Origin of the sequence: Pseudomonas karstica (genome assembly GCF_009707515.1) — a bacterium.
Classification (GTDB): domain Bacteria; phylum Pseudomonadota; class Gammaproteobacteria; order Pseudomonadales; family Pseudomonadaceae; genus Aquipseudomonas; species Aquipseudomonas karstica.
This window is the reverse complement of the sequence record NZ_WLYI01000028.1, coordinates 1-15,995: the sequence shown is the minus strand read 5'-3', so window position 1 is coordinate 15,995 and position 15,995 is coordinate 1. Positions and strand designations below refer to the sequence as shown.

The 15,995-nt window shown below is 59.1% G+C and carries 12 protein-coding genes; 8 read left to right on the top strand and 4 right to left on the bottom strand.

Annotated elements, in window-relative coordinates; all coding sequences use genetic code 11:
• Positions 1-52 precede the first annotated feature (52 nt).
• The 6 genes from GIR22_RS19305 (at position 53) to GIR22_RS19280 (ending at position 10,332) form a co-directional block, all read left to right on the top strand.
• Entirely contained in the window at positions 53-1,780 is a 1,728-nt protein-coding gene (locus tag GIR22_RS19305; RefSeq protein ID WP_154744865.1) for an autotransporter assembly complex protein TamA, read from the top strand.
• Positions 1,777-5,451 (top strand): translocation/assembly module TamB domain-containing protein, encoded by a 3,675-nt coding sequence (locus GIR22_RS19300; protein WP_178122359.1) that lies wholly within the window; start codon positions 1,777-1,779, stop codon positions 5,449-5,451. Before GIR22_RS19305 ends, GIR22_RS19300 begins: the two co-directional genes overlap by 4 nt.
• A gap of 212 nt (positions 5,452-5,663) precedes the next feature.
• The gene (locus GIR22_RS19295) at positions 5,664-6,134 is read left to right on the top strand and encodes a MarR family winged helix-turn-helix transcriptional regulator (RefSeq protein WP_154744864.1); all 471 of its coding nucleotides are present in this window, start codon (positions 5,664-5,666) and stop codon (positions 6,132-6,134) included.
• Positions 6,134-7,585, top strand: coding sequence for an efflux transporter outer membrane subunit (locus GIR22_RS19290; RefSeq protein WP_154744863.1), 1,452 nt, complete (start codon positions 6,134-6,136; stop codon positions 7,583-7,585). The genes GIR22_RS19295 and GIR22_RS19290 overlap by 1 nt, the downstream gene beginning before the upstream one ends.
• 15 nt (positions 7,586-7,600) lie before the next feature.
• The gene (locus GIR22_RS19285) at positions 7,601-8,803 is read left to right on the top strand and encodes an HlyD/EmrA/EmrK family protein (RefSeq protein ID WP_154744862.1); all 1,203 of its coding nucleotides are present in this window, start codon (positions 7,601-7,603) and stop codon (positions 8,801-8,803) included.
• Positions 8,803-10,332 carry a DHA2 family efflux MFS transporter permease subunit gene (locus GIR22_RS19280; RefSeq protein WP_154744861.1) on the top strand — a complete coding sequence of 510 codons (1,530 nt, stop codon included), beginning with the start codon at positions 8,803-8,805 and terminating at the stop codon, positions 10,330-10,332. Before GIR22_RS19285 ends, GIR22_RS19280 begins: the two co-directional genes overlap by 1 nt.
• Positions 10,333-10,392: 60 nt before the next feature.
• Here the strand turns inward: GIR22_RS19280 and lpxH are convergent, their stop codons facing one another.
• On the bottom strand, positions 10,393-11,142 hold the full coding sequence (gene lpxH / locus GIR22_RS19275; protein WP_178122358.1) for a UDP-2,3-diacylglucosamine diphosphatase: 750 nt from the start codon (positions 11,140-11,142) through the stop codon (positions 10,393-10,395).
• The gene (locus GIR22_RS19270; protein ID WP_154744859.1) at positions 11,139-11,642 is read right to left on the bottom strand and encodes a peptidylprolyl isomerase; all 504 of its coding nucleotides are present in this window, start codon (positions 11,640-11,642) and stop codon (positions 11,139-11,141) included. Before GIR22_RS19270 ends, lpxH begins: the two co-directional genes overlap by 4 nt.
• Before the next feature lie 266 nt (positions 11,643-11,908).
• Here GIR22_RS19270 and GIR22_RS19265 point away from each other — a divergent pair, with 266 nt between their 5' ends.
• Together GIR22_RS19265 and cysS are read left to right on the top strand one after the other, a co-directional pair.
• Positions 11,909-13,606, top strand: a complete 1,698-nt coding sequence (locus tag GIR22_RS19265; protein WP_154744858.1) for a glutamine--tRNA ligase/YqeY domain fusion protein — start codon at positions 11,909-11,911, stop codon at positions 13,604-13,606.
• Between the two features lie 40 nt (positions 13,607-13,646).
• Entirely contained in the window at positions 13,647-15,029 is a 1,383-nt protein-coding gene (gene cysS / locus GIR22_RS19260) for a cysteine--tRNA ligase (protein ID WP_178122357.1), read from the top strand.
• 66 nt (positions 15,030-15,095) lie between these two features.
• Here the strand turns inward: cysS and GIR22_RS19255 are convergent, their stop codons facing one another.
• Both GIR22_RS19255 and GIR22_RS19250 read right to left on the bottom strand, forming a co-directional pair.
• Positions 15,096-15,527 (bottom strand): hypothetical protein, encoded by a 432-nt coding sequence (locus GIR22_RS19255; RefSeq protein ID WP_154744857.1) that lies wholly within the window; start codon positions 15,525-15,527, stop codon positions 15,096-15,098.
• Positions 15,524-15,995 (bottom strand): scabin-related ADP-ribosyltransferase (locus GIR22_RS19250; RefSeq protein WP_154744856.1); only part of this gene is annotated, 472 nt, incomplete at its 5' end. The genes GIR22_RS19250 and GIR22_RS19255, both read right to left, overlap by 4 nt.

Below are 15,995 nucleotides of genomic sequence, written 5' to 3'. Positions count from 1 at the left end.
CAGACAAATCCGGGTTCTATGATGTTCCCAAGCTCGTGTAGCATCCGCGCCTATGAAGCTTCCAGGAAGATATACCAGCGGCTTGATTCTGCTGTTCACAAGCTGTGGCGCGCTGGCGCAAAGCGAATTGGACGTACGCATCAAACCATCAAACGACGCGTTGAAAGCCAACATCGAGGGCTATATCGGCGGGGTTGGCGACCGTGATGAAGAAGCACTGCTGCGTTTCAGCCGTGGCGCCGAGGAGCAGGCCCGCAAAGCCGCCCAGGCGCTTGGTTTTTATCAGCCGCAGATTGCCAGTGACGTCAAGGGTGGCAAGAATCCTCGCCTGATCCTCACGATCGACCCCGGCGAGCCGGTGCATTTGCGCAATGTGACCATTCGGGTTGAGGGGCCGGCGGCCGCCCTCAAGTCCTTTCGTGTGCCTGCCAGCGACGACCTCAAGTCCGGCGCTGCGCTTAACCACGGCCACTATGAAGATGCCAAGCGCCTGATCCAGAACCAGGCCTCGCGCTTCGGATTTTTCAGCGGTCGTTTTACCCGCCAGAAACTCTCTGTTGACCCCCAGGCAGGCGTGGCCGATATCGAACTCATTTACGACAGCGGTCCGCGCTATGCCTTGGGCGAGGTCAGCTTTGCCGGCGATACGCCCTTCGATGAAGAGCTGCTGCAACGCATGGTGCCGTTCAAGAGCGGCGCGCCCTACGACTCCGAACTGATCGCCGAACTCAACCAGGCCCTGCAAGGCAGCGGCTTTTTCGAGGGCGTACGAGTGGACGCCGCGCCTGCTGCGGCGGCCAATGATGTGATACCGGTCGCCGTGCAACTGGAAACCCGCAAGCCCCGGACCATGGGGTTCGGCCTGGGTTACTCCACCGACGTCGGACCGCGCGGCAAGGCCAACTGGACCCGGCACTGGGTCAACCCCCAGGGGCACAGTTATGGTTGGGAGGCAGAGCTGTCGGCACCGCGGCAGAACGTCGGGCTGTGGTACGACATTCCCCTCGACCCGCCGTTGACCGACAAACTGCGTTTTGCCGGTGGTTATCAGAATGAAGAAATAGCCAACACCGACACCCTGAGTAAATTGCTGACAATCGGGCCCGAGTGGCACAGCAAGTTGCCCAGTGGCTGGACACGGGTGATCTCGTTGAAATGGCAGCGTGAAGAGTATCGCTTGGGCAATGATTCGGGCCTGAGCAATCTGCTGATGCCTGGCGTCAGCTATTCCTACTTGCGCAGCGACAATCGCATTGACCCGCACAACGGTTATCGCCTGCAATTCGAGACCCGGGCGGCCAAGGAAGGGTTGATGTCCGATACCAACCTGCTCTATGGCACGGCGATGATCAAGGGTTTGACCACTGTATGGGACAAGCACCGCTTCCTCGGTCGGGCCCAGGTCGGCGGCAGTGCCACCAACGGCTACAAATCCATCCCACCGTCCTTGCGCTTCTTTGCCGGTGGCGACCAGAGCGTGCGCGGTTACGAGTACCAGACGCTGTCGCCGGAAAACGACCGGGGTGACCGTATCGGTGGTCGCTACATGGTGGCCCTGAGCGCCGAGTATCAATATTCCATCGCCGAAAAGTGGCGGGTCGCGACCTTTATCGATCAGGGCAACTCCTTCAACAACCTCGACCTGCCTAGCCTGAAAATCGGCGTCGGCGTCGGCGTACGCTGGGTCTCCCCGGTAGGGCCGATCCGTCTCGACCTGGCGCATGCGCTGGAAGACCCGGGCGGCATTCGTTTGCACTTTTCAATGGGGCCTGAGCTGTGACGCGTGGTTTGAAAATAGCGGGGCTGGCGATTCTTGCCGTCCTGGCGTTGCTGGTGTTGACCCTGTGGTCAGTGCTGGGCACCCAGGCGGGCAGCCGCTGGGCATTGAGTCAGGTGCCGGGCTTGACCGTGGACAATTTCCAGGGGCGCCTGGGTGGGCAATGGCGCGCCGATCACTTGCTGTGGGAACAAGACAGCAGCCGGGTCGAGCTCAACGCGCCGAAATTCGACTGGTCACCGGCATGCCTGATGCGCATGACCCTGTGCATCAACCAACTGGATGTGGAGCAGGTCAGCCTGCAGTTTCCACCGAGCACTGAAGACAGCAGCGGCCCCATCGCTTTGCCGCAGCTGAAGCTGCCGGTGGCGATCGAGCTGGGTGAAGTGCATATCGCCCGCTTGCTGTTCAACGGCAGCGAAGCACTCAAGGAGCTGCAATTGGCGGCCCACTGGACCGCCGAAGGGATGAAGATCGATTCGGTGCGCCTGCAACGGGATGGCCTGGCCCTGGACCTGTCCGGTTTACTGCAACCCACCGGCGACTGGCCACTGACGGCCACCGGTAACCTGAGTTTGCCTTACGCCCCCGGTGGGGCGCCGTGGGCCGTGGCCCTCAAGGTTGATGGCGACTTGCTCAAGACCCTCAGGCTCGATGCCACCAGCAGTGGCTACCTGCCGGCCACGCTCAGCGGCGAGCTGCAGCCTTTGGTTGAAAACCTGCCAGCACAGCTGCACATCACCGCTGACGGTTTCAAGGCCAGTGCCGATTTGCCCGATACCCTGCAACTCAATCAGCTTGATCTGACGGCTAAGGGCGACCTGAAAGATGGTTACCAACTGCTGGGCAAGGCAGTCTTGCCCGCCGAAAAAGGTCCGGTGGACCTGCTGCTGCAAGGCAAGGTCAACGCCAAGGGCGCGCAAATCGCCGGGCTCGACCTGAATGCCGGTGACCAGCAAAGCCTCAAGCTCAGCGCTCAATTGGATTGGCAGCAAGGCTTCAGTGCCGAGGCGAAACTCGACTGGCTGGACTTTCCCTGGCATCGCCTCTACCCGTTGATCGATGAACCCCAAGTGGTCTTGCGCACCTTCAATGGTGAGGTTTCCTATAAGGACGGCAACTACCTCGGCAACTTCAAGGCCGACCTCGATGGCCCGGCCGGCCAGTTCAGCCTGAGCAGCCCGTTCAGTGGCGACCTCAGGCAAGTGTTCCTGCCCGAGCTGAAGTTGGCGGCCGGCCAGGGCAAGGCCGAAGGCCACCTGAACCTGCAATTCGCCGACGGTATCGCCTGGGACACTGCGCTGGACCTGTCGGCGATCAACCCGGCGTACTGGGTCGCTCAGTTGCCAGGTACGCTCGCCGGACCATTGCGCAGCAAGGGTGAGATAAAAAACCAACGGCTGATGCTCAACGCCGACCTCGATCTGAAGGGGCGGTTGCGCGGCCAACCTGTGGTATTGCAGGCCCGCGCCGAAGGCGGGGGCGAACAATGGACCCTTGGCGCCCTGGATATCCGCCTCGGTGACAACCGCATCCATGGCAGCGGCAGCCTGCAACAGCGCCTGGCCGGGCAGATCGATATCAAGCTGGCACGCCTGGCCCAGTTGTGGCCGCAACTGCGCGGGCAGGTCAACGGTCGGCTCGACGTGGCTGGCACCTTGCAGGCTCCCCAAGGCAAATTCAACCTGCTGGGCCAGCAACTGGCGTTTGAAGACAAGCGTCTGCGCAACCTGACCCTGGGCGCCAGCCTCGACAGCGCCCAACGGGCCAACATCGACCTGACGGGCACTGGTATTCAAGCCGGCGAAACCCAGGTTGGTACCCTGACCGCCAGCGCCCAGGGCGATATCAAGAAGCAGAAAGTCCAGCTTGATCTCAAGGGGCCACTGGTCAAGCTGGCCCTGGCTCTCGACGGCAACCTGGACAAGGGCAACTGGCGCGGGCGCCTGGCCAGCGGCGATGTGCAGGCCGGTGGCCAGGACTGGAGGCTGCAAGCCCCGGCGAAAATCGAACGCCTGGCCGATGGCAAGCTGACGTTTGCCGCCCACTGCTGGGTGTCTGGCCCCGCCAGTCTGTGCGGTGAAGACCAGCGCCTGATGCCCGAGCCCAAGCTGCGTTATCACCTCAAGCAATTTCCCATCGATAGCCTGGCGCAGTGGCTGCCCAAGGATTTCGCCTGGCAGGGCAAACTCAACGCCGACGTGCAGCTCGACTTGCCGGCCAGTGGCCCCAAAGGCGTGGTGGCAGTAGATGCCAGCGGTGGCACGCTGCGGATCAAGGACAATGACCAATGGCTGGATTTCCCTTATGACACCCTCAAGCTGGAAACCACCCTTAACCCCAAGCGCATCGATACCCAGCTGAATTTCCATGGCGGCAAATTGGGGGAATTGCTGCTGCAGGCCCAGATCAACCCGTTGGCGAAGAACAAACCGTTGACTGGCAACTTCAGCCTGACCGGCCTGGACCTGGCGGTGGCCCGGCCGTTTGTGCCGATGGTGGAGAAACTCCACGGCAAGCTCAATGGCAGTGGTCGGCTGTCTGGTGGCCTGCTGGCGCCCCTGGTCAACGGCAGCGTGAACCTGGTAGGCGGTGAGATTTCCGGGCCTGAATTACCCATCAGCCTTGAAGACCTGAACGTCCAGGCCTTGATCGCCGGCGAAAGCGTACAGCTCAATGGGGGCTGGAAAAGCGGCAAGGCCGGGCAGGGCAGCGTGAAGGGCCAGATCAACTGGGGCCAGGCACTGGCGGTGGATATCAGCCTGCAAGGTAAGCAACTGCCGGTCACCGTTGAACCCTACGCGGAACTGGAAGTGGCCCCCGACCTGAAAATCACCCTGAAGAACGACAAGCTGGCGATTGCCGGCGACGTGCACATTCCTCGCGGTGAGATCACCGTGCGCGAACTGCCACCGTCGACGGTCAAGGTCTCCGATGACACGGTGATCGTCGGCAGCCAGACCGAGGAAGGCAAACCGCCGATGGCCATGGCCATGGATATCAACGTGGTGGTGGGTGAAGACACGTTGAGCTTTGCCGGCTTCGGCCTGACCGCCAAGGTGCAAGGCCGTGTGCATATCGGCGACAACATGGACACCCGTGGCGAACTGTGGCTCAACGACGGCCGCTATCGCGCCTACGGCCAGCGCCTCAACGTGCGCCGCGCACGCCTGCTGTTCGCCGGGCCCCTCGACCAGCCTTACCTGGACATCGAAGCTATTCGTAAGACCGACGATGTGATCGCCGGCATTCGCTTGAGCGGTAGCGCCGAACAACCGACCACACAAATCTTTTCCGAACCCGCCATGAGCCAGGAACAGGCGCTGTCTTACCTGGTGCTGGGGCGTCCGTTGAGCACCACCGGCGAAGACAACAATATGCTGGCCCAGGCGGCATTGGGCTTGGGCTTGATGGGCAGTGCCGGAGTGACCTCAGACATTGCCAAAAACCTCGGTATCCAGGATTTCGAACTCGATACCCAGGGCAGCGGCAACAACACGGCCGTGGTGGCCAGCGGCAAAATCTCGGAAAAACTCAGCTTGCGCTATGGCGTGGGGGTGTTTGAGCCGGCCAATACCATTGCCTTGCGGTATTTACTGAGCAAAAGGGTGTACCTGGAAGTGGCCAGCGGCGTGGCCAGCTCGTTGGATATTTTCTATAAACGGGATTTCTAGCCCCGCCGTCGATCAAAAATGTGTGCCTGCTCAAGAGTGCGGTTAAAACCGCAATCTCGAACAAGCACACAGCGACTGCATCCCTACCGCGATATCACCCATTCTGCGACGACACGCTACCAAGCAACCTAACTATTGGGTTGACATTCACTGCCTAGGCAGTAATATCCTGTCATACATTCGCTGCCTAGGCAGTCAATAGGCAGGACTCGATGAAGCACTTCACCCCTGAAAACTTCCACAACTGCCACCTCGGCCTGTTGCTGGGTCGTGCAGCCTTGCTCAAAGACCGGATTATCGACACCCACATGGAACCCCACGGCATCACTGCCGCGCAGTTCAAGGTATTGATCATCATGGCTCAGTACGGCGTCGATACTCCGGCCGAGTTGTGCCGCAACCTGTCCCTGGACAGCGGTTCGATGACCCGCATGCTCGACCGCCTGGAGCAAAAGGAACTGTTGGCGCGCAAACGTTCCGAGCAGGACCGGCGTCAAGTGCAGTTGGTGCTCACGCCTGAGGGCCAGCGATTGGCGGACATGCTGCCGCACATCGGTGCCCAGGCGCTTAACCAACTGGCCAGTGCCCTGGAGCCGGGCGAGTTGCAGACCCTGGAACACATCCTCAAGAAAATTCTGATAGCTGCGGGTGATGCCATCACCCTTCAACGGGTGGGTAAGTAATGAACACGCGTGCCCTTTGCCTGGTGCTGGCGGCCATGAGCATGGCCGGTTGCGCCAACTACCGAGGCCTGGACACCGAAGGCAAACGCCTTGAGGCCAACAACCTGCAAACCAGCAAGTCCTTGAGCGGTGTGACCCTGTCGCCGGCCGCCTGGCCAAAAGCCGGCTGGTGGAAAAGCCTCGGCGACCCACAACTCGATGGTCTGATCGAGGAAGCCCTGCGCGACAGCCCCGACATGCAAGTGGCCAGCGCCCGTGCCCACCAAGCACAGGCCGCTGCCTACGCCGCCAATGCCGCGCGCATGCCAACCCTGGACGCCAGCGCCGGTGTGAGTCGTTCACGCCTGGCCAAGGATCAGGACCCGCGAGGCGAGGGCGATGCTTACTCTACCGTGCGCAACATCAGCGCCGGCTTTAACTACAACTTCGATCTCTGGGGCGGCCAGCGTGCTGCCTGGGAAGCTGCATTGGGCCAGGCCCGTGCTGGCGAAATCGATCAGCAGGCGGCGCACCTGACCCTGGCCGCCGATGTGGCCAAGGCCTACAGCGACTTGGGCCAAGCCCATATCGTTCGTGACCTGGCCAATGATGATCTGAAGCGCACCCGGCAAATGCTCGACCTGGGCAAGCGTCGTCTGAGTTCCGGCATCGACAGCCAGTACCAGTACCAGCAAACCGAAAGCCTGGAAGCCAGCTCTGAGTCGCAACTGATCGACGCCGAGAAAAAACTGCAGAGCGCCAGGATCGCCTTGGCGGTGTTACTGGGCAAAGGTCCGGATCGCGGCAATGAACTGGCCCGGCCGAACGTGCTCAAGCCCAGTGCGGTTGCCGTGCCGTCGGTGCTGCCCGCCGAGTTGCTGGGCCGTCGCCCTGACCTGATCGCTGCTCGTTGGCGTGTGGAAGCGGCCAGCAAGAACATTGCCGCCAGCAAAGCCAACTTCTACCCCAACCTCAACCTGAGCGCGAGCGCCGGGGCCGAGTCGTTGCTGGGGGATGCGATGTTTGGTTCCGCCAGTCGCTTCTTCAATATCGCGCCGACCATTTCCCTGCCGATTTTCGAGGGTGGACGCCTGCGGGCCGACCTTGATGCGCGGGATGCCGACTACGACCTGGCCGTGGCCCAGTACAACAAAACCCTGGTGCAAGCCTTGGGTGATGTCGGCAACACACTGTCGCAACTGCGCGATACCGCCCGGCAGATTCAGGCTCAGCAGCACGCCACCGAGATTGCCCAGCAGTCCTACGCCACCGCCGTCCAGCGTTACGGCTCAGGTATCGGTAATTACCTGGACGTGCTCAGCATCGAGCAGCAATTGCTGCAGGCCCAGCGCCAGCTGGCCAGCCTGAATGCCGAGCAAATCGATCTTTCGATTCAATTGATGCAGGCCCTGGGGGGCGGTTTCAACGCCGACAACGTGGCGTCGACCACCCCAGCCACGCGCACTGAATAACTCAAGGTACTTGTCATGGCCACTGCCGAAACAAACAACACAAGCCAACAACCCGACGACACCAGCAATCCACGCAAACGCAAAGTCATGCTGCTGGGCCTCACGCTGATCGTCATCCTCGGCGTCGTGGGCGTCTGGGGCTGGTACGAACTTTATGGCCGCTGGAACGAAAGCACCGACGACGCTTATGTGAACGGCAACGTGGTGGAAATCACTCCGCTGGTTACCGGCACCGTGGTGAGTATCGGTGCCGACGATGGCGACTTGGTGCATGAAGGCCAGGTGCTGATCAACTTCGACCCCAACGACGCCGCTGTCGGCCTGCAAAGTGCCCAGGCCAACCTGGCCCGCACTGTGCGCCAGGTGCGTGGTTTGTACAGTAATGTCGACGGCATGAAAGCCCAGGTCAACGCACAGAAAGCTGAAGTGCAAACCGCCCAGGACAATTACAACCGTCGGAAAAACCTGGCCCAGGGTGGGGCGATTTCTCTGGAAGAGCTATCCCACGCTCGCGACAGCCTGACCTCGGCGAAGAACGCCCTGGCGAACCTCGAACAGCAACTCAAGACCACCAATGCCTTGGTGGATGACACGGTGATTTCGTCCCATCCGGACGTGCAGGCCGCCGCCGCGCAGTTGCGTCAGGCGTACTTGGCCAACGCGCGCAGCACCCTGATCGCGCCAGTCACCGGTTATGTGGCCAAGCGCACCGTGCAGTTGGGGCAGCGCGTCCAGCCGGGCACTGCGCTGATGGCCGTGATTCCGTTGAACCAACTGTGGATCGACGCCAACTTCAAGGAAACCCAGCTGCGCCAGATGCGTATTGGCCAGGCGGTGGAGATCGAGTCTGACATTTATGGCAGCGACGTGAAGTTCAACGGTACCATCGACAGCCTCGGTGCCGGGACCGGCAGTGCTTTTGCCTTGCTGCCGGCACAGAACGCCACCGGTAACTGGATCAAGATCGTACAACGGGTGCCGGTGCGCATTCATATCAATGCCGATCAGTTGGCCGAGCATCCGCTGCGGGTGGGCTTGTCCACCCTGGTCAATGTCGATCTGCGCGACCAAAGCGGCCCGGTACTGGCCCAGCAGGCTCCGCAAAAGGCTTCGTTCACCACCAATGTCTACGACCGCCAACTGGTCGAGGCGGACGCCATGATCGACCAACTGATCCATGACAACAGCCTGGCGGCACCCAAGGCTGCGCAACGCTGATGAGCAACCAGGCCTCCTTCACACCGCCTAGCCTGCTGATGGCAACCATCGGTCTGTCTTTGGCGACGTTCATGCAGGTGCTCGACACCACCATCGCCAACGTGGCGTTGCCGACCATCTCCGGCAACCTCGGCGTGAGTTCGGAGCAGGGCACCTGGGTCATTACCTCGTTTGCGGTGAGTAACGCCATTGCCTTGCCACTCACGGGTTGGCTGAGCCGTCGTTTTGGTGAGGTGAAGCTGTTTCTATGGGCCACTGTCCTGTTTGTGCTGGCCTCGTTTCTCTGCGGTATCTCCACCTCGATGCCCGAACTGATCGGCTTTCGAGTGCTGCAAGGCCTGGTGGCCGGCCCGTTGTACCCGATGTCGCAAACATTGCTGATTGCTGTTTATCCGCCGGCGAAACGGGGCATGGCCCTGGCGTTGCTGGCGATGGTCACGGTGGTGGCGCCGATTGCCGGGCCGATTCTCGGCGGCTGGATCACTGACAGCTACAGTTGGCCGTGGATATTCTTCATCAATGTGCCCATCGGCGTCTTTGCGGTGATGGTGGTGCGCTCGCAACTGAAAAAACGGCCAGTGGTTACCAGTCACCAACCTATGGATTACGTCGGCCTGTTGAGCCTGATCGTCGGCGTGGGCGCCTTGCAGATTATCCTCGACAAGGGCAATGACCTGGATTGGTTCGAGTCGAACTTCATCATCATCGGCGCCCTGATTTCGGTGATCGCCCTGGCGGTGTTCGTGATCTGGGAAATGACTGACAAACACCCGGTGGTCAACCTGCGGCTGTTTGCCCATCGCAACTTCCGTATCGGCACCATTGTGTTGGTATTTGGCTATGCCGGTTTTTTCGGGATCAATCTGATCCTGCCGCAATGGCTGCAGACCCAGATGGGCTACACCGCCACCTGGGCAGGGCTTGCGGTGGCCCCTATCGGGATTCTGCCGGTACTGATGTCGCCCTTTGTCGGCAAGTACGCCCACAAGTTCGACCTGCGTTTGTTGGCGGGTCTGGCCTTCCTGGCGATTGGCTTGAGCTGTTTCATGCGCGCCGGTTTTACCAATGAGGTGGACTTTCAGCACATTGCGCTGGTGCAATTGTTCATGGGCATCGGCGTGGCGCTGTTCTTCATGCCGACCCTGAGCATCCTGATGTCTGACCTGCCGCCGCATCAGATCGCCGACGGCGCAGGCCTGGCGACCTTCCTGCGGACCTTGGGCGGCAGCTTTGCGGCTTCGTTGACCACCTGGATCTGGATTCGCCGGGCGGATCAGCATCATGCGTATATGAGTGAGAGCATGAGTACCTATGATTCAGCCACCCGGGATGCGCTGAATGCGTTGGGTGGGGCCGGCCATAAGGCCTACGCGCAACTGGAGCAGATTCTCACCAGCCAGGCGTACATGATGTCCACCGTGGATTACTTCACGTTGCTGGGGTGGATGTTCATGGGGTTGATTCTGCTGGTGTGGCTGGCGAAACCGCCGTTTACCGCTAAGGCGGGGCCGGCTGCGAGCGGGCATTGATACAGTATTGCCCACCACTGTAGGAACTAGGCCTCTCCCTGGCTCCTACAGAGGGTAGTGTCAGGCGCCAGGCAATGCCAATTGCGGATTGACGAAATCAAACGCTGCCAGCTGAAAACCTTGCTCATCCACCTGCAACGCCCAACCTTGCTTGTCCCAATCCCCCAGCACAATTCGCTTGGCCGCTTGCTCGCCAATCTGCAGCTTGTGAATCGCCGGCCGATGGGTATGCCCATGCACCAACGTACGCACGCCAAACTCCTGCATCACCCGCGGCACTTCCTCGGGTGTGACATCAACAATATCGTTGGTCTTCATCCGTGTCTGCGCACGGCTTTCGCTGCGCAGCTTACGCGCCAGCTTGTGCCGCGTGCGCAATGGCAAGTGCCGCAGAATGAACAAGGTGATAGGGTTACGCAGGATGCGCCGCAGCTTCATATAGCCAACGTCGCGAGTGCAAAGGCTGTCGCCGTGCATCAACAGCACCGGCTCGTCATAAAACTGCACGACACTCGGGTCCTTCAGCAAGGTTGCGCCTGCGGCTTTGCAGAACGCCTTGCCAATCAGGAAATCCCGGTTGCCGTGCATGATAAAAATCTGTGTGCCGCTATCACTCAGCTCCCGTAGAGCTTCGCAAATGGAACGCTGGAAGGGCGTCATCCCATCGTCGCCAATCCAGGCTTCAAAGAAGTCCCCCAGAATGTACAACGCCTGGGCCGAACGGGCGCGGCCGTTCAGCAGGCCCAGGAACGCCCGGGTAATGTCCGGGCGCTCCTCTTCCAGATGCAAATCTGAAATCAGCAATATCACCCAACGATCTCGGCTTTCTCGACGATCACGTCGTCTACCGGTACGTCCTGGTGGCCAGCCTTGCTGGTGGTTTGCACACCTTTGATTTTGTCGACAATGTCAGTGCCGGCGGTCACTTTACCGAACACCGCGTAGCCCCAACCCTGAACGTTCTTGCCGCTGTGGTTGAGGAAGGCGTTGTCGGCGACGTTGATGAAGAACTGCGCGGAGGCCGAATGCGGTTCCATGGTACGGGCCATGGCGACGGTGTACTTGTCGTTGGAAAGGCCGTTGTCCGCTTCGTTCTGGATGCTTGGACGCTTGTCTTTCTTTTCTTTCATGCCTGGCTCGAAACCACCGCCCTGGACCATGAAGTTGCCGATCACACGGTGGAAAACGGTGTTTTCGTAGTGGCCAGCGTTCACGTACTCGATGAAGTTGGCGACGGTGATCGGCGCTTTCTCGGCGTTCAGTTCGATGACGATCTCGCCGTGGTTGGTGGTCAGTTTGACTTGAGTCATGTTCACTACTCTTTTCAGGGAATTCGTGGGTTCGGGCGCCTTTGCGCCTTACCTGTTTGGCTAAACTGCGGCCAAGGGGCGCAGTTTAACGTGAGCTGCGGGAATTTCGAGGTGGTTTTTTACCGCCCAGGCAATAAAAGCAGCAGTTTTTGGCTATGGCCTGTCAGGTGCTTGACAGCTTCGGCTATGATGCAGCACTGATTTAATAGCCCCTTTTGTTTTATCGGCCAGCTTCTGGCCAAGCACTTCGTCTGTTCAAGGATCCTATGAGCAAGCCCACTGTCGACCCTACCTCGAATTCCAAGGCCGGACCTGCCGTCCCGGTCAATTTCCTGCGCCCGATCATCCAGGCGGACCTGGATTCGGGCAAGCACACGCAGATCGTCACCCGCTTCCCGCCAGAGCCCAACGGCTACCTGCACATCGGTCACGCCAAGTCGATCTGTGTGAACTTCGGCCTGGCCCAGGAGTTCGGTGGCGTCACGCACCTGCGTTTCGACGACACCAACCCGGCCAAGGAAGACCAGGAATACATCGATGCTATCGAAAGCGACATCAAGTGGCTGGGCTTCGAGTGGTCCGGTGAAGTGCGCTATGCCTCGAAGTACTTCGACCAGTTGTTCGACTGGGCCGTCGAGCTGATCAAGGCCGGCAAGGCCTACGTCGACGACCTGACCCCCGAGCAAGCCAAGGAATACCGTGGCAGCCTGACTGAGCCTGGCAAGAACAGCCCGTTCCGTGATCGCTCCGTGGAAGAGAACCTGGACTGGTTCGCCCGCATGAAAGCCGGCGAATTCAAGGACGGCGAGCGCGTACTGCGGGCCAAGATCGACATGGCTTCGCCGAACATGAACCTGCGCGACCCGATCATGTATCGCATCCGTCATGCCCATCACCACCAGACCGGTGACAAGTGGTGCATCTACCCCAACTACGACTTCACCCACGGTCAGTCGGACGCCATCGAAGGCATCACCCACTCCATCTGCACCCTGGAGTTCGAAAGCCACCGTCCGCTGTATGAATGGTTCCTCGACAGCCTGCCGGTACCCGCGCACCCGCGTCAGTACGAGTTCAGCCGTCTGAACCTGAACTACACCATCACCAGCAAGCGCAAGCTCAAGCAACTGGTGGACGAGAAGCACGTTCACGGCTGGGACGACCCACGCATGTCGACGCTTTCGGGCTTCCGCCGTCGTGGCTACACCCCTAAATCCATCCGTAACTTCTGCGACATGGTTGGCACCAACCGTTCCGACGGCGTGGTGGACTTCGGCATGCTCGAGTTCAGCATCCGTGACGACCTCGACCACAGCGCCCCGCGTGCCATGTGCGTACTGCGTCCGCTGAAAGTCGTGATCACCAACTACCCGGAAGGCCAGGTCGAGAACCTCGAACTGCCCCGTCACCCGAAAGAAGACATGGGTGTTCGCGTATTGCCGTTTGCCCGTGAAATCTATATCGACCGTGAAGACTTCATGGAAGAGCCGCCAAAAGGCTACAAGCGCATGGAGCCAGCCGGCGAAGTGCGCCTGCGCGGCAGCTACGTGATCCGCGCCGACGAAGCGATCAAGGACGCCGATGGCAACATCGTCGAACTGCGTTGCTCATATGACCCTGAAACACTGGGCAAGAACCCTGAAGGCCGCAAGGTCAAGGGCGTGGTGCACTGGGTGCCGGCTGCGGCCAGCGTCGAGTGCGAAGTGCGGTTGTACGATCGTCTGTTCCGCTCGGCCAATCCAGAAAAGGCCGAAGACAGCGCCAGTTTCCTCGACAACATCAACCCAGGCTCCCTGCAAGTACTCACGGGTTGTCGTGCTGAGCCATCCCTTGGCAATGCACAGCCGGAAGACCGTTTCCAGTTCGAGCGCGAAGGCTACTTCTGCGCGGATATCAAGGACTCCAAACCTGGTCATCCGGTATTCAACCGTACCGTGACCTTGCGTGATTCGTGGGGCCAGTGATGCAGCCGTGAGTGGCTTTGCATAGAGAGAAGGAAACGTCGTGCTAACGATCTACAACACGCTCAGCAAGAGCAAAGAAGTCTTCAAGCCTCTGGATGGCAACAAGGTGCGCATGTACGTGTGCGGCATGACCGTGTACGACTACTGCCACATCGGCCACGGCCGCAGCATGGTTGCCTTTGACCTGGTGACCCGCTGGTTGCGTTTCAGCGGCTACGATTTGACGTATGTGCGCAACATCACCGACATCGACGACAAGATCATCAACCGCTCCAACGAAAATGGCGAGTCATTCGACGCGCTGACCGAACGCATGATCGCCGCCATGCACGAGGACGAGGCTCGCCTCAACATCCTCAAGCCGGACATGGAACCGCGTGCCACGGACCATATCCCTGGCATGCACGCGATGATCCAGACCCTGATCGACAAGGGTTACGCCTACGCCCCGGGCAATGGCGACGTGTACTACCGTGTCGCCAAGTTCATGGGCTACGGCAAGCTGTCGCGCAAGAAAATCGAAGACCTGCGCATCGGCGCGCGCATCGAAGTCGACGAAGCCAAGCAAGACCCGCTGGATTTCGTGCTGTGGAAAGCCACCAAGCCCGGTGAGCCGAGCTGGGAATCGCCATGGGGCGCTGGGCGTCCGGGTTGGCACATCGAATGCTCGGTGATGTCTACCTGCTGCCTGGGCGAGACCTTCGACATTCATGGCGGTGGCAGCGACCTTGAGTTCCCCCACCACGAAAACGAAATCGCCCAAAGCGAAGCCGCCACCGGCAAGACCTACGCCAACGCCTGGATGCACTGCGGCATGATCCGCATCAATGGCGAGAAGATGTCCAAGTCCTTGAACAACTTCTTCACCATCCGCGACGTGCTGGAAAAGTACCACCCGGAAGTCGTGCGTTACCTGCTGGTGTCGAGCCACTACCGCAGCGCGATCAACTATTCGGAAGACAACCTCAAGGACGCCAAGGGCGCGCTTGAGCGGTTCTACCATGCGTTGAAAGGCTTGCCTGTTGTAGCTCCCGCTGGCGGCGAAGCGTTTGTTGAGCGCTTTACCCAAGTGATGAACGACGACTTCGGCACCCCGGAAGCATGCGCGGTGCTGTTTGAGATGGTGCGTGAGATCAACCGGTTGCGCGAGAGCGACCTGGACGCGGCGGCTGGTTTGGCTGCTCGTCTCAAGGAGCTGGCGAGCGTCTTGGGCGTGCTGCAAATGGAAGCTGATGACTTCCTGCAAGCCGGCGCCGAAGGGCGCGTTGATGCAACTGAGGTTGATGCACTGATTCAGGCGCGTTTGACTGCTCGCGCCAACAAAAATTGGGCAGAGTCCGATCGAATCCGCGACCAACTCACCGCCATGGGCGTGGTATTGGAAGACGGGAAGGGCGGGACGACGTGGCGGTTGGCTGACTGACGACTGCACGCTGAATGACAAACGCCCCGACTGGTTCGGGGCGTTTTTGTTTTCATATACATCTCATTAATCGTCGCCTTTGCTCAAGTTTGAGGGTGAGGGCCGATCGGCACCTATTGATGTGATCCACTCTTTGTAGAATTTTTGCTGTTCTTGTGGGTCGTTTGTTAAGTTGTGTTCTTCATAGTCGAATATGTGAACCAGATCTTCTTGTGTAGTGCGCTTTCCTAGAGTTAGCTCATAGGCAACCAATCCTGCGCTCATTTGTGAGGCCATGCTTGAAGGTCTGACGTTTATTTTTGCACCTTTGCACAAAAACTGTATATGAGGAAACTCTGTTCTAACTTTTGCTAGGCAAATATAGATGTCTTCTCCGGTATATACCTTTTCAAATTTTTCTGCTTCGGAGAAGCTTAGCCTTAAATGGGCTGAGTCATATTTAAAGGTGACGTATTTTACGGTGTTGTTTATTATTGCTTTCACTTGCCTGGTTTTCATTTGATTTTCCTGTTTGGATTTGGGATTGAGTAGCCTACATAGCTTCCGTCGCGCTTCATTGGCGTCGCCCCCAATATGTCTTCCGTATTGATTTTACTCTGTATTGCAATTTCTGCCTCGGTGTCAAAAGGAGCAAGCTTTCCCAACTCCTTGTTTACATCTCGGCCAGGTATTTTACTCAGCGTATAGAGGAATCCTTTTCTGGTTTCATACTGAGTGGCGAAATTGATCCCGACATGTTTGAGTGGAGATGTACTTATGAAGTTACTAGGAGGATCGTTGCTATCTAGTGCGTGTAAATACAAGTCATTGCTGTCGCCCTTGCTTTTAAATCCGTATTGAAAGACATGGGTTGGGATTTTGTCGTCTCCGCGATAAAGGTACTGACTGCCGCTTTTTGTCGGTTGTTCAGGCTCCTCATTATCTACAGTTGCTGTTTTCGCCGGATCTGCGATTTCAGCTTTTGGT

Bases quoted from the DNA above. Each gene is read 5' to 3' on its own strand.
- GIR22_RS19305 (WP_154744865.1), top strand. From the start codon at position 53: ATGAAGCTTCCAGGAAGATATACCAGCGGCTTGATTCTGCTGTTCACA.
- GIR22_RS19295 (WP_154744864.1), top strand. From the start codon at position 5,664: ATGAAGCACTTCACCCCTGAAAACTTCCACAACTGCCACCTCGGCCTG.
- GIR22_RS19290 (WP_154744863.1), top strand. From the start codon at position 6,134: ATGAACACGCGTGCCCTTTGCCTGGTGCTGGCGGCCATGAGCATGGCC.
- GIR22_RS19285 (WP_154744862.1), top strand. From the start codon at position 7,601: ATGGCCACTGCCGAAACAAACAACACAAGCCAACAACCCGACGACACC.
- GIR22_RS19280 (WP_154744861.1), top strand. From the start codon at position 8,803: ATGAGCAACCAGGCCTCCTTCACACCGCCTAGCCTGCTGATGGCAACC.
- GIR22_RS19270 (WP_154744859.1), bottom strand. From the start codon at position 11,642: ATGACTCAAGTCAAACTGACCACCAACCACGGCGAGATCGTCATCGAA.
- GIR22_RS19265 (WP_154744858.1), top strand. From the start codon at position 11,909: ATGAGCAAGCCCACTGTCGACCCTACCTCGAATTCCAAGGCCGGACCT.
- GIR22_RS19255 (WP_154744857.1), bottom strand. From the start codon at position 15,527: ATGAAAACCAGGCAAGTGAAAGCAATAATAAACAACACCGTAAAATAC.